The organism is Leptospira idonii (assembly GCF_004770995.1).
GTDB classification, from domain to species: Bacteria; Spirochaetota; Leptospiria; order Leptospirales; family Leptospiraceae; genus Leptospira_A; species Leptospira_A idonii.
Map to the genome: position 1 here is coordinate 140,908 of NZ_RQHW01000013.1, position 12,930 is coordinate 153,837.

Sequence of the window (12,930 nt, forward strand, 5' to 3'; positions counted from 1 at the left end):
GCCAGCCGATCTTTCCTTCCTCTAAAGATGGAATTTTTTAGAAAGAGCTTCGTTCACAACATCAGGTACTTGATTGGATACGGCTCTTCCGTGTCTTGCTACTTCTTTGACGATTGTAGAGGACACAAAAGAGTACTCATTGTCCGCCATTAGAAAATAAGTTTCGATATCCGGGGCTAATTTTTTGTTCATCAAGGAGATTGCGTATTCGTAATCGAAGTCGGTAACCGCACGCAAACCCCTGAGAATGACACGGGAATTTTTTTCTTTGCAGTAGTCTACGGTCAATCCTTCGAAAGTGTCGATTGAGATTTTGTCCCAACCTTTGAACACCTTTCCGATCATCTCCACTCTTTCCTCTGCGGAAAAGAGGGAGGTTTTTTTGGAATTGATGGCTACCGCAATGATGATCTGTTCGAACAGAGGATGAGCACGCCGAATGATATCAAGGTGACCGTTGGTAAATGGATCGAACGACCCAGGATAAACAGCAATGCTCGCGCTCATTTTTATTTCCAAACTCTGGCCCATTCTTTCATAGGCAGCCCGAAAAGGTTGATAAAACCTTCCGCATCTTTTTGGTTGTAAAGTTCTTCCTTTTCAAAGGTGGATAGTCCCGCATTATAGAGGGATTTGTCCGACTTTCGCCCAACAACTGTACAATTTCCTTTATAAAGTTTGATTCTTACTGTTCCTGATACGAAGTTTTGCGTATAATCGATGTAAGCTCTTAGAGCGTTCATCTGATTGGAATACCATTGTCCGTTGTAGATGTATCTTGCAAATTCTTGAGAAAGTTCGTCTTTTTTATGTTGTGTGTCTCTGTCCAGAGTGATGGATTCCAAATCTCTGTGAGCCACATGCAGGATGGTTCCGCCAGGAGTTTCGTAAACTCCTCTGGATTTGATTCCTACTAGTCTGTTTTCCACGATATCGACTCTTCCGATTCCGTTTTTGCCGCCCAGATCGTTCAATGTCTCCATCACTTCCAAAGGATTCATTTTTTTTCCGTCGATGGCAACACAGTCTCCTTTTTCGAAAGTCAATTCGCAATATGTCGGTTTGTCGGGAGCTTTTTCGGGAGAAACGGAAAGTAAAAACATTTCTTCCAATGGTTCGTTGTAAGGATCTTCTAAAATCCCCCCTTCAAAGGAAAGGTGCATCAGATTTCTATCCATCGAATACGGTTTAGCAGCTGTTACGGGAACGGGAATTCCTTTCTTTTTTGCGTATTCGATTAGATCCGCTCTTCCTCCGAATTCCCAAATCCTCCAAGGAGCAATGATTTGCAAATTAGGCGAAAGCGCTTTGTAAGTAAGTTCGAAACGAACTTGGTCGTTTCCTTTTCCTGTAGCACCGTGAGCGAAAGCATCCGCTCCTTCTTTTGCAGCGATTTCCGCCATGGCCTTTGCGATCAAAGGACGTGCGAGAGAAGTGCCTAGAAGATATCTCATTTCATAAATTGCGGAACCACGAATTGCCGGGAAAATAAAATCGCGGGCGAATTCCAAACGAAGGTCTTGGATATAAACTTTAGAAGCCCCTGTGTTTTTACCTTTTTCTTCCAGGCCGGCGAGTTCTTCTTTTTGGCCGATATCGGCACAGAAAGCGATGACTTCACAGCCATAGGTATCTTTCAACCAAGCCAAAATTACGGATGTGTCCAAACCACCCGAGTAAGCGAGAACGATTTTCTTCGGAGAATTTTTCTCTTTCATAGATTAGGGTCAAAGTATAAGAAAAATGAAGGAAGACAATAAAATATTGTTCTCTTGGGAATTCATTGTAGAATGCAATTGATGAAATTTTTTCACTGTTTTCCGATTCTTCTTATCTTCGTTTCTTGCAATAAAACGGAATTGAGTTGGGAAAAACTCAGTAAGACACAGATAGAACCTTCGATTGAAATTCAGATTGAGGGGAAACCACAGAAAGGTTACTTGGTGGGGATTGAACCGTATCTGTCGGAAGAGTCCTATTCTTCGGAAGAGGCATTTTATCAGACCCTAAAAACATATCTTGATTATGCGAAGAAAGAAGAGGTGCTTTCTACGGAAAGATCCGTAGTCATTTTTCCGGAATACATCGGCACTTGGCTGATCGCAGCAGGAGAAGATCAAAGTCTTTTCCAAAAAGAGACTGTAGAGGATGCGATGGAAGTAGTAGTAACCAAAAATTTAGGTCGTTTTCTTTGGTCTTATCTTTTCAGCAATAATGTATCCAGCGAACCTTTAAAGGAAACACTTTTCCGAATGAAGGCTTGGCAGATCGCTTATACCTATCAATCCGTTTTTTCTCGTTTGGCGAAAGAATACAGAATCGGAATCGTTGCAGGTTCTGTCATCCTTCCGGAACCCAAAGTCATCGAAGGAAAAATTACGGTTACGGATGGACCTCTACAGAATGTTAGTTTTTACTTTCGCCCGGACGGAGAGGTGGAAGATAAAATCACAAGAAAGTCGTTTCCTATCGATGAGGAACAAACCTTTCTTTCTTCGTTTCCGATGGAGGAAAATCCTGTGATCACTACTCCTATAGGAAGCCTATCGATTTTGATTTGTGCGGATTCTTGGTTCCCGGAAGCGTATTCTAATGCCAAAAGCCAATCTGCGGAAATATTAGCTGTGCCTTCTTTGGTGGCTCCTGCCGATTCTTGGGATAAAAAATGGAACGGATACAACGGTTATGCGAATCCGAAAGATGTTTCCAAGTCCGATTTGGGAAATCTTACGGAATGGCAGGCTTGGAAAAAATATTCCTTATTAGGTCGAGGATCCAAACAAAATTTCAAAACGGGAATGAACGTTTTTTTTAGAGGAAAAGTTTGGGACATCACTGCTACGGGAGATGCATTTCTTTTATCGAAAGGAAACTCTGTTTCCGTAAAACGTAAATCGAAGGATCACTACGGGAGGATCTATGCAATTGCTCTCTAGAAAAGGTTTTTTATCCGGCCTTGGTTTTTCCGCAATGGGGCTTTGGCTCTGGGCTTGCGGGAATAAGGTTAAGGAAAAGTATCTTTATTTTTCCGATTCGGAATTGGAGATTATGCAAGTTTGGTCCGACTCGGTTTTGCCAGTTCAAGAAAAGGGGATGCCTTCTGCGGACGAGGCGGAAGTAGTGCGTCGGTTAGATGAGGAATTTTATTTCGTCTCCGAAGAAATCCAAGAAGAGTTTCATCTGGCCATCACTGCTTTGCAATACGCTCCTTTCTTCTACGGTTATTTTTCCCGTTTTTCTAAAATGCATCGAGATGATCGAATTCGTTTTCTAAAACAGACGGAATCTACGGATTCGGATACGATGAGAGCGGTGGTCGGAAATTTGAAATTGGTCACTTTTTTGGCATACTACGGTCATAAAAGCACATGGCAGGAGATCGGTTTTGACGGTCCGTTTGCCAATCCTTCCGAAAAATGGAGCGAATCCAGAATTTATTATAAAAAGACAATTAGCGGTAGTTAAATGAAAGTCGGTCATTATAGAGATTGGAAATCTTATCAGAACGGTGAAGTCATTGAAACCGACGTAGTTGTCATCGGCTCCGGCTGCGGAGGAGCTACACTTGCTTACGAGTTGGCCAAAAAAGGATTGAAGGTCGCTCTTGTGGAACAAGGTGGAAATTATCATACTGGCACTTTCGATAACAACGAACTGAATATGGCGGGAAAAGTTTCCGCAGAAAGAAATTTCCACACCACTTCCGATGGAAGTGTTTCTTTGGTGTATGGAAATAATCTGGGAGGAGCTTCTGTTCATTATTGGGCGGACAGTTATAGAACACCTGACGATCGTTTGCTTCTATGGAATCGCAAATACGGAATCGAACATCACTTGCCTGAAGATTTAGCGCCTTATTGGAAAGAATTGGAAGAGGATCTGCATGTTCATGATGCACAAGAACCTTATTTCAATCGAATGAACCAATTGTTCCGATCTTCCACCAGAAGTTTGGGATGGGAAGGGCATTCCGTTCCTCAGGCAAGAAAGAACTGTCAAAAATCAGGACACTGCATGCAGGGGTGTATGTTCGGCGCCAAACAATCGCAGTTGGTGACTCATATCCCCAGAGCGGTGGCTTTAGGTACTGAAGTTTATACCGATCTAAGGGCTGACAAATTGATTCTTGCGGGCAGTTCCGTTTCCGGTTTGGAGGCGACTGTCATCAACCGGGGGAGCTTACGACCGGAACCCAAAAAGGTAATTTTTAAAGCGAAGTCAGTGTGTTTGGCGGCGGGTGGATTCGGAAGTTCTACCTTTCTTCTCAGAAACGGTTTCGGAAACAGATTCCCTGTATTGGGAAAATTTTTGGCGATCAATCCTTCTCCTATGGTTCATGCTCTTTACGAAGAAAAAATCGTTCAATGGAGAAATATTCCTGCCGCTTACGGAGTAGAAGCTTTTCGATTGGCCGAGTTTAGAAACGGAGAATATCTGCAAGGCGGATATATGCTGATGCCGAATCAGCTCCAGCCTGCGACTTTAGCCGCACTGGTGCCGGGATTCGGGAAAGATCATTTTCATTTTATGAGCCAGATGGAAAAGATAGGCGGGACGATCGGATGGATCGATGATGTGGAATCTGAGTTAGGTTCCATCGAAGTGGATTCTTCCGGGAAAAGAAAAATTCATTATCCTTTCGGCAATCTCACCAAACAAATATTCAATGATTTAACCTATAAGCAGATTCTTATCAATTTCGAAGCAGGCGCTAAGGAAGTGTTTCTTCCCGGAATGAAAGTTCATCGATTTTTAAAACCTCCTAAAAAAGAGGAAATCGATCGTTTGCAATGGAGACCTGGCGAGTTTCCTATGGCGGCGCCTCATCCTGCGGGAGGTTGCAGAATGGGTCAGTCTGCGGCAAACTCAGTTGTGGATTCCCATCACAGAGTCCACGGTTTCAAAAATTTGTTCGTATCCGATTCTTCCGTATTCCCTACGGGAGTGAGTGTTGATCCTAGTTTTACGATCATGGCTTTCAGTAAAATTGCCGCAAAGAATGTAGCGGCAGTTGTGGGATGAGACAAGGTTTGAAAATTTGTCTGTCTTGCATTGAAATTACTATAATAAAGAAAATCGACTACTTATTGTTTTGGGAAGCTGTCAAATATCAACACCAAACCGAAGGCAATGGGAACAAGTGAGTAACTAACTAGATGCACGATATTGCCGGCTTTCTCTCCAAATATCTTTTTCATCGCTTCAAGTTTGCCTAATTTCTCAGGATTTATAAATCTCAAAACCAAAGTAACGGTTCCAAAAACGATTCCAAGCAGTCCTATTGTTAAGGTAATTGGATCCATTGTTATTTTCTCCTCAAGGTTTTCTAGTAAACACGGCAACCGTTTCCAAATGATCCGTTCTAGGGAACATGTCTACCGGTTGCACAGAGGCCAAATAGTATTTGTTGCTTAACACTCTGGTATCGTCCAAAAGAGTTTTAGGATCACAGGAAACATAAACTATCTTTTGAATATTAGAATGTACCAAATGGTTGGCTACTTCTTCTCCCAAACCGATGCGAGGAGGATCCAAAACGATTGTGGAATAGTCTTTTCCTAAAACGGTAGGAAGTGTTTCGGAAACTCTTCCTTTTCTATAACGTACGTTTTTAATATGATTCGTTTTCAGAGCTTCGATCGCAGTTCTATGAGAGTTGGGATTTTCTTCCAATCCGACCACTTCTTTAGCAGCACCTGACAACCATAAGGAGATAGTGCCGATTCCGGAATAGGCATCGATCACTTTTGTTCCCGGTTGGATCTCATCCAAAATTAAATTGTAGAGGCTGGGAGTCTGAGAAGGATTCACCTGTAAAAAAGTGGAAAGTCCCACTCTGAATTTGAATTTTCCTACGAATTCATGAATGTATGGTCTTCCCCAAAGAAGGTTTTCTTCCTTGCCTAAAGCCATAGAACTGTGTTTGGAATTTATGTTTTGAACGATTCCTACCAGTTTTCCGAACTTTCCCGATTTTCCAATGCGGTCTGTTATGTGGTTGTGAAGTCTTTTGGAAAGATCCTTCGGATAAGGAAGTTCCTCTCCGTTGGTTACGATTCCTATGATGATTTCTTTCGTAGAAAAAGATTTTCTGGCGACCAGATATTTTAAAATCCCTCTTTTCGACTTTTCGTTATAAGGCGGAAGGCCTTCTTTTCTGGCCCAAAGTTTGACAGCTTGTCCTATCTCCGTCAGTCCTTGTTCTTGGATGAGGCATTCCGTCTGGTCGACGATGAATGTGGATTCTTGGTTGAAAAGACCTAAGGTAGTGATTGTTTTTCTACCGATGGTTCTTCTTCCGAAAGGGAGCTGTAGTTTGTGACGATAGAGTTCTGCATTCGGACTGGCTACGATAGGGCGGAACTGAACATGACGGTAAGAGGAAAAATAGTCCTTTAACACTTGTTCTTTTTTTTTCAGTTCTCGTCCGTACTCTGTATTTAAATTGGAACATCCGCCGCAAAGGCCGAAATGAGTGCATGTAGATTTCATTTTGTCACCTGATTGCGAGAGCCGATGATTTCGGCAATGTTTGTGATTTTATTTTTTTTCAGATGATCGTTCAAGTAAGAATTGATTTGAGAAGGAAGAAAAGGTCCTTCATAAATATAACCTGTATAAATTTGTAAAAGATTCGCTCCTGCTTCGAGCATTTGCAGCGCTTTTTCTCCGGAATCGATCCCTCCCACTCCTATAATGGGAATTCTTCCTTTTAAGATTTGATAGGCGATGGAAACGAAAGATAGGGATTTGGAAAACAAAGGTTTTCCCGAAAGCCCTCCTTCCGGGTGAGGTCCTTGGCCTAAAGAATCTTTATTCAATGTGGTGTTCGTCAGTATCACCCCATCGATGTTATGTGTAAGACAAATCTCCAGATTTTCTCTGAGATCGTTTTCTTCCAGGTCGGGAGCGAATTTAAAAAACAAAGGGATGGGGAATTTTTTCCCGAACTCTTTTTGGATTCCCGTAATGAGTTCCAATAACGCTGTTTTATTTTGCAGAGAACGCAAACCGGGAGTGTTCGGAGAGCTGACATTGATGACAGCATAATCTGCATAAGGTGAAAGTTTCTTCAGAGTATAGACATAATCGCTTACGGATTCTTCGATCGGTGTGATTTTGGATTTGCCCGCATTGATCCCTCTGACTCTGGCCTTTTTTTGACCTTGTAAAGTTTTTTCCGCTTTGTCGGCTCCCGGATTATTGAATCCCATTCTATTGATCAGAGCCTTTTGTTCCGGGAAACGGAAAAGTCGAGGGGTTTCGTTTCCTGGTTGTTCTTTGGCGGTGATGGTTCCTACTTCTACGAAACCGAATCCCATATAACTTATAGAAGGAAATAGTTCTCCTGTTTTGTCGAAACCTGCCGCCATTCCGATTGGGTTAGGGAAATCGATACCCGCAATGTTTTGTCGCAGGCGCTCCGATTTAAATTCAAAGAGAGACGATAAAGTTTGGTGGAAAAAAGGCAATCGTTGGGAAAGTTGGAGAAAAGTAGCCGCTAGATGATGAGCGGATTCCGGATCGAGTCGGAATAAAATGGGTTTGAGAAGAGAGTGGTAGAGCAAGTTACGATCCTTTCGTTCAGCCTTTTTTCTTTGCAAAATCTTACAATTTCTTTCCGAAAAAATACAGCGACCCCATCCTTCTGAAAAGCACCCGAAACGAATGAGCTCATTAAAAATCACGGAACGAATTTGGCAGAACCCTAGATCTTTTTCTTCGGAAGAGGTTTTGCGTGAATTGGAAAATTTGCTTCGTTCTAATCCTGACTATTGGTTGAAGTTCACCAGTTCGGGAATCATCGTCGATTACAAACCTTCCCGTTATCTCAAAATGGACATTTCCCCCGAGGAAATGTTGGGCAAACATTTGTCAGATGGTTTGCCGGAATATTTGGTATCGATCACTTTGGAAGCGATCGCTTATCTGAATGAGAGAAAAAACCAGGTATTTTGGAAAGAATACCAATATCTTCACGACGGAGAATTCCGTCATGCCGAGGTGAGATTCGTAGTTTTATATGACGGGTACATCGTTTCCACTCACAGGGACATTACGGAAAGAAAAAGATTGGAAGCTGCTTTTTTGGAAAGTGAGTCCCGATTTTTATCCATGGCGCAGAACGCAGCCGATTCGATCGTCATCATCAACGATGACGGAATGATTCAATTCTTCAATAAAGCCGCCGAAAGAACTTTCGGTTACAAACAAGAAGAACTTTTGGGAAAGTCGGTCTATTTCATCGTTCCTCCGGGAAACAACGAAAGAAGATACCGTTATCTTTCCAGATATCTCAAAAACAAAAATAGAATCATCAACGGTATGGGAAGAGAGTTGGTCGCTAAACGGAAATCAGGCGATCTTTTCCCTTGCGAACTTTCCGTAGGAGAGTTCAAAACCAATTCGGGAACGATGCTAACGGGAATCATCCGAGACATCAGCCAAAGAAAGATGCAGGAAGCCGAAATCTATCAGTATAGAAATCATCTGGAAGATTTAGTAGAAAAACAGACCATGGATCTGAAGATCGCCAAAAATGTCGCAGAAGAAGCTTCCTATATGAAGTCTCTTTTTTTGGCGAACATTTCCCACGAATTGAAGACACCAATTCATGCTATTCTCAGTTATGCAGAATTAGGCGAAGAAAAAGCGAACTCTGCCACTCCCGAAAAAATTCAGGAATATTTCCAAATCATAGACGCATCTGGAAAAAGGCTTTTAGGTCTTTTGGAGAATCTTCTGGATCTCGCAAAATTGGAATCCGGCAAGATGAAATATATTTATGAAAAATCCTGTTTGAAAGATACCGTAAAACACGTAATAAGCGAACTTAGGGCTATTTTGGAAAAAAAATCGGTAAAGGTGATCTTTGAAGAAACCGAAGAAAGGTGGGAAGCCGAATTCGATTATGAAAGGATCGAGCAGGTGGTTCGGAACATACTTTCCAATGCCTTAAAGTTCGTCCCCGATCACACAAATATCGAAATTAAAAAGATAGAAAGGGAATTTATTCCTCGAAAAACTGAAAATTATGTGAAAGGTATAGGTTTACAAATTAGAGATTTCGGGCCTGGCATTCCCGACGAAGATATCGATAAAATATTTGAAAAATTCATTCAATCCAAACAAGTAAAGGCGGGCACGAAAGGCACAGGCCTCGGTTTGTCTATTTCTAGAGAAATTGTGAATGATCATCACGGTCTCCTGTATGCGGAGAATCATGAAGAAGGTGGGGCGGTTTTTACGATGCTGCTCCCGAGGAAAAGAGAAGGATTATAATGCACCTTTTGGCAGTCGACGATGAATCTATCAATCTAATGATCATTGAAGAATCCCTTTCCGAAAAGGGATTCACCATCGTGAAAGCCAAAGACGGAGAGGAAGCTCTGGCCATCTTAAACCAGGGGGATCATTCTTTTTACGCAATTATATTGGATCGATTGATGCCCAAGATGGATGGGATCGAACTTTTACGTAAAATCAAACGTTCCGAAAAATGGAGAGACATCCCTGTTATCTTCCAAACGGCAATGAGCGGAATTTCGGATATGACGGAAGGACTCGACTCAGGCGCTTTTTATTATCTTACAAAACCCTATTCGAGAGCGGTGCTTGTGACCATCGTTCAGACGGCGGTAGAACATTACATCAAACTCATCAAAGCCAAAGAAGACCTTCACAAAGGTATGGGGGCTTTGCGGCATCTTACGAAAGGGGAATTCAGGATCAAAACCATTCGTGAGTCCCACGAATTGGCTCCGCTTCTTGCCAATGCCTGCCCCGATCCGGAAAGAGTTCTTACAGGAATTATGGAGATCCTCAACAACGCCATCGAACATGGAAATCTGGGAATCACCTATCAAGAGAAAACGGAACTTCATAACAACGATAAGTTGATGGAGGAAATTTTCAATAGATTGGAACTTCCCGAATACAAGGATAAATTCGTACAGGTGTTATTCGATAAAGACGGGGAAAAAATCACGATTGTGATCAAAGACCAAGGAAAAGGATTCGATTGGCAGAAATATCTTTCTTTGCAGGCAATGACCAAAAATGCGTTCAAAACTCACGGCCGAGGAATTTTTATGGCCAGAAAACTTTCGTTCGACGATCTTACTTATTTGGACAACGGTGCGACCGCAGTCATCACCATTCTGATGAACCAGGAAACCAGCGATTTACTCACTGATTTCCAAGAGTAACATACTCATATCATCCAATTGTTTTCCGTTCAATTCGATTAGAATTTTTTCCCATACCTTATTCAAAAACAAATCGGATCTCAAATTTGCGAGAGGACTTACGTATTGGATGAACGCTTTCTGTCCTAGAATGTTGCCGCTTCGATCCAGAATCTCAAATAGTCCGTCCGAAAAAAGAAACAAACGATCCCCTTTTTCCAAAATAAATTCATAATCGAAAGTCTCCGGTTCTATGATGGAGAGAAGAGGATGACCTTTTCCTTCCAATTCGATGAATTGCCCGTTTCGTATCACATAACAAGAGTGATGTCCTGCGTAGGAATATTTCAGTCTTTTGTCGGATTTGGAAATGGAAAGATACACCGCGCTGAGAAGATGTGCATGAGTGATCGATTTTAAAATTTTATGCAATGACTGAAGACCTGCCGCGGGAGAAAGTTCTTCTCTAACAGTTGTTTGAAATGCTAGTGCTACCGCACAGGAAATCATTCCGGAAGCGGTTCCGTGCCCTGTCACATCTCCGAAAATAAAATGATAAGAGTCTTTGTCTTTGGAGTAGGATCCTATGATGTCTCCGCTCACGCTCATGTATGGTTTGTAAAAAGACTCCACATGAACGAATTCTTTTTTCGGCAAAGGGGAAGACATGATGATCTTTTGTGTTTCTCTTGCGATTTCCAAATCTTCCGCAATCGTTTTGTAAGAATCTAAAAGTGCGATTTCCGCTTTCTTTCGATCCGTTATGTTTTTTAAGCTGAGAAAAATTTGGCCGTGGGAGCGGTGGAGATAAATTTCATAAAAGAAAACGACTCCTCCGTAATCGATTTGAGATTCCCATTTTATGATTTCTTCTTCCGCCAAACCTTCTTGTAACTTCTCTAAGATGGACTCTGCCACTTCCGGATCCAATAAGGAAAGAATGGAACTTCCGGAAGACTTTAATCCTTTCATCCATTTTTTTGCTTGGTCGTTTTTCGCCAAAAGACTGCCTTCTTCATTCAGCCAAAAGATAATGTCGAAAGTACCGTGAAGCAGGATGGAGTTGGTTTCTTCCTGCTTTTTACGGTCGTAGAAATAATGAGAAGAGTAGTAGGATAGATAAGAAAGAAAAAGAATCAAAGCGAAACTTAGAAATTGAAGATGAACTAGATTCTCTTCCTGTTTGAACTCGGAATTGAAAAATATGGTAAGATGAAAGAAAAAGAAAACGAGCAGGATGATGACCGAAAAGATCAGAAGTCCCAAAAATGTTTGCGGGCGGATTGTTTCGAATCTCGATTTTTCCTTCTCTTCCGCTCTATTCACGAAAACCATAACGATCCCCATAATAATCTAACGATTGAAATGTTAGGCAATAAATTTTTGGTATCCAATAAACTTATCTAGGTTTTTATTCCCAATATGTTCAAACTGAACCCTAAGAAAGCTGCGCTTTATCTTTGCCTTGCTGTTTTTTATTTGGGAGCGGCGGAATTGGTTCTCCGTCTCTTCGATCCGGAAGTCGTTCTTGTCAAAACCTTCGATGATCATCTTCTTTTTTCTCTTTATCCCGAAAAGAAGGGAAACGTTGTTTCGGAAGAATACAAAGTTTCCGTGGAAACCAATGCGGAAGGCGGTCGGCAGACATTGGATCCCTCGAATGAGTATCCGATTTTGCTTTTAGGGGATTCGTTTACGGAAGGTTGGGGAGTGGATGAGAAAGAAGTTTTTTCCTCGATTGCAAATCTCTCTTTGCCTGCAAATCGCCGAATTAGAAATATGGGAGTGCACGGTTCCTGCCCAGCACTCTTTCAAATTCATTTGAGGGAATTCGTTTCCAAATACAATCCGAAAGAAGTTTGGATTCAAATCTTCGATAACGATTTGGACGATAACGAAAAATTGGAAATGTTTATGACTTTCCAGGAAGGAGTTCCTTCTCCTTTGAAACCGACTCTTGCCAAATTTACTGGAACGACAATTTATAATTTTTTGAAAGAATCGTCTCTTTTTCGTTTGGCGAAGAGAGGATGGAAAACCTATCAAGGAATTCCCGAGCCCATCTTATATTACAAAGAAGGAAGAGAACCGAAAGTTACCGTTTTGAGTCATGCGCAGTCTTTGGAGAAGTACGGAAAGCTGGCACCTCTCGGTTCTGAAATCACTAAAAAATACAACGGACAGTTCGGCTTTTACGAAGATCCGAATTCTTCCGTATGGGTTTCCCGTTTCCAAAAACAGAAAGACCACCTAACAAAGATCTATGAATTTTTGAATTCCAAAGGAATCGGCTTGAATTTGATTTATGTTCCTGCGAAGGAATTTTTTGCGGAAGGAGGAATTCTAGGGAAACAGACTAAAAGAGATTTGAATCTTTATCAAGAGGCAAATCCTCATTACCAGTTGCTGAAGGAATTTTGCGATTCTCACAAACTTGGTTGTTTGTTTACTACGGAATTGTTTTGGAAAGAGAATCCGGAGAATTTATATTTTCCGTATGATGCGCATTGGAATCGGGAAGGACATGCATTGTTCGGGAAGAAATTAGGAGAAATTCTCCAAAAATCTTCCCGATAATACATCGGTTTTTAGAACAAGGTGTAGATGAACGGAGCGATCGCCGAACCTTGTGTCAAAACGAGAAGGGCACCTAATAAAAGTAAAATGATGATTATGGGTGCCAGCCAAAATTTCTTTCTTATCTTTAAAAAATCCCAGAGATCTTTCAATAATTCTAACATTG

The 12,930-nt window shown here is 41.6% G+C and carries 13 protein-coding genes; 6 read left to right on the plus strand and 7 right to left on the minus strand.

Features of this window, described 5'->3' with window-relative positions; genetic code table 11:
• Positions 1-21 precede the first annotated feature (21 nt).
• Both coaD and EHS15_RS04070 read right to left on the minus strand, forming a co-directional pair.
• Positions 22-507 (minus strand): pantetheine-phosphate adenylyltransferase, encoded by a 486-nt coding sequence (gene coaD, locus EHS15_RS04065; RefSeq protein WP_135759259.1) that lies wholly within the window; start codon positions 505-507, stop codon positions 22-24.
• A gap of 2 nt (positions 508-509) precedes the next feature.
• On the minus strand, positions 510-1,718 hold the full coding sequence (locus EHS15_RS04070) for an argininosuccinate synthase (RefSeq protein WP_135759260.1): 1,209 nt from the start codon (positions 1,716-1,718) through the stop codon (positions 510-512).
• Positions 1,719-1,799: 81 nt separating this feature from the next.
• Between EHS15_RS04070 and EHS15_RS04075 the strand changes: the two genes are divergently transcribed.
• Genes EHS15_RS04075 through EHS15_RS04085 form a run of 3 tightly spaced genes read left to right on the plus strand, consistent with a single transcriptional unit; the run spans position 1,800 to position 5,022 of the window.
• The gene (locus tag EHS15_RS04075) at positions 1,800-2,936 is read left to right on the plus strand and encodes a nitrilase-related carbon-nitrogen hydrolase (protein WP_135759261.1); all 1,137 of its coding nucleotides are present in this window, start codon (positions 1,800-1,802) and stop codon (positions 2,934-2,936) included.
• Positions 2,920-3,465, plus strand: coding sequence for a hypothetical protein (locus EHS15_RS04080; protein ID WP_135759262.1), 546 nt, complete (start codon positions 2,920-2,922; stop codon positions 3,463-3,465). Before EHS15_RS04075 ends, EHS15_RS04080 begins: the two co-directional genes overlap by 17 nt.
• Positions 3,466-5,022, plus strand: a complete 1,557-nt coding sequence (locus EHS15_RS04085; protein WP_135759263.1) for an FAD-dependent oxidoreductase — start codon at positions 3,466-3,468, stop codon at positions 5,020-5,022.
• Between the two features lie 62 nt (positions 5,023-5,084).
• Here EHS15_RS04085 and EHS15_RS04090 read toward each other — a convergent pair whose 3' ends face one another.
• Genes EHS15_RS04090 through EHS15_RS04100 form a run of 3 tightly spaced genes read right to left on the minus strand, consistent with a single transcriptional unit; the run spans position 5,085 to position 7,604 of the window.
• Entirely contained in the window at positions 5,085-5,303 is a 219-nt protein-coding gene (locus tag EHS15_RS04090; protein ID WP_135759264.1) for a hypothetical protein, read from the minus strand.
• 13 nt (positions 5,304-5,316) lie between these two features.
• A complete protein-coding gene (rlmD, locus tag EHS15_RS04095) occupies positions 5,317-6,492 on the minus strand; it encodes a 23S rRNA (uracil(1939)-C(5))-methyltransferase RlmD (RefSeq protein ID WP_135759265.1) in 1,176 nt (391 codons plus the stop codon).
• Positions 6,489-7,604, minus strand: coding sequence for a quinone-dependent dihydroorotate dehydrogenase (locus EHS15_RS04100; RefSeq protein ID WP_425460619.1), 1,116 nt, complete (start codon positions 7,602-7,604; stop codon positions 6,489-6,491). The genes rlmD and EHS15_RS04100 overlap by 4 nt, the downstream gene beginning before the upstream one ends.
• A gap of 64 nt (positions 7,605-7,668) precedes the next feature.
• Here EHS15_RS04100 and EHS15_RS04105 point away from each other — a divergent pair, with 64 nt between their 5' ends.
• Positions 7,669-9,282, plus strand: coding sequence for a sensor histidine kinase (locus EHS15_RS04105; RefSeq protein ID WP_135759266.1), 1,614 nt, complete (start codon positions 7,669-7,671; stop codon positions 9,280-9,282).
• Positions 9,282-10,208 (plus strand): response regulator, encoded by a 927-nt coding sequence (locus EHS15_RS04110; protein WP_246051883.1) that lies wholly within the window; start codon positions 9,282-9,284, stop codon positions 10,206-10,208. Before EHS15_RS04105 ends, EHS15_RS04110 begins: the two co-directional genes overlap by 1 nt.
• Here EHS15_RS04110 and EHS15_RS04115 read toward each other — a convergent pair.
• Positions 10,185-11,522, minus strand: a complete 1,338-nt coding sequence (locus EHS15_RS04115) for a PP2C family protein-serine/threonine phosphatase (protein WP_167884148.1) — start codon at positions 11,520-11,522, stop codon at positions 10,185-10,187. The two genes, EHS15_RS04110 and EHS15_RS04115, sit on opposite strands and share 24 nt — an antisense overlap.
• An 87-nt stretch (positions 11,523-11,609) precedes the next feature.
• Here EHS15_RS04115 and EHS15_RS04120 point away from each other — a divergent pair, with 87 nt between their 5' ends.
• Positions 11,610-12,764: an SGNH/GDSL hydrolase family protein gene (locus tag EHS15_RS04120; protein WP_135759269.1), complete on the plus strand. Its 1,155-nt coding sequence runs from the start codon at positions 11,610-11,612 to the stop codon at positions 12,762-12,764.
• Between the two features lie 11 nt (positions 12,765-12,775).
• On the opposite strand, the gene EHS15_RS19045 is transcribed toward EHS15_RS04120, so the two are convergent.
• Positions 12,776-12,928 carry a DUF5989 family protein gene (locus EHS15_RS19045; protein ID WP_167884149.1) on the minus strand — a complete coding sequence of 51 codons (153 nt, stop codon included), beginning with the start codon at positions 12,926-12,928 and terminating at the stop codon, positions 12,776-12,778.
• Positions 12,929-12,930: the final 2 nt, after the last annotated feature.

Coding starts and splice junctions, on each gene's coding strand:
- coaD (WP_135759259.1), bottom strand. CDS start 507: ATGAGCGCGAGCATTGCTGTTTATCCTGGGTCGTTCGATCCATTTACC.
- EHS15_RS04070 (WP_135759260.1), bottom strand. CDS start 1,718: ATGAAAGAGAAAAATTCTCCGAAGAAAATCGTTCTCGCTTACTCGGGT.
- EHS15_RS04075 (WP_135759261.1), top strand. CDS start 1,800: ATGAAATTTTTTCACTGTTTTCCGATTCTTCTTATCTTCGTTTCTTGC.
- EHS15_RS04080 (WP_135759262.1), top strand. CDS start 2,920: ATGCAATTGCTCTCTAGAAAAGGTTTTTTATCCGGCCTTGGTTTTTCC.
- EHS15_RS04085 (WP_135759263.1), top strand. CDS start 3,466: ATGAAAGTCGGTCATTATAGAGATTGGAAATCTTATCAGAACGGTGAA.
- EHS15_RS04090 (WP_135759264.1), bottom strand. CDS start 5,303: ATGGATCCAATTACCTTAACAATAGGACTGCTTGGAATCGTTTTTGGA.
- rlmD (WP_135759265.1), bottom strand. CDS start 6,492: ATGAAATCTACATGCACTCATTTCGGCCTTTGCGGCGGATGTTCCAAT.
- EHS15_RS04105 (WP_135759266.1), top strand. CDS start 7,669: ATGAGCTCATTAAAAATCACGGAACGAATTTGGCAGAACCCTAGATCT.
- EHS15_RS04110 (WP_246051883.1), top strand. CDS start 9,282: ATGCACCTTTTGGCAGTCGACGATGAATCTATCAATCTAATGATCATT.
- EHS15_RS04115 (WP_167884148.1), bottom strand. CDS start 11,522: ATGGTTTTCGTGAATAGAGCGGAAGAGAAGGAAAAATCGAGATTCGAA.
- EHS15_RS04120 (WP_135759269.1), top strand. CDS start 11,610: ATGTTCAAACTGAACCCTAAGAAAGCTGCGCTTTATCTTTGCCTTGCT.
- EHS15_RS19045 (WP_167884149.1), bottom strand. CDS start 12,928: ATGTTAGAATTATTGAAAGATCTCTGGGATTTTTTAAAGATAAGAAAG.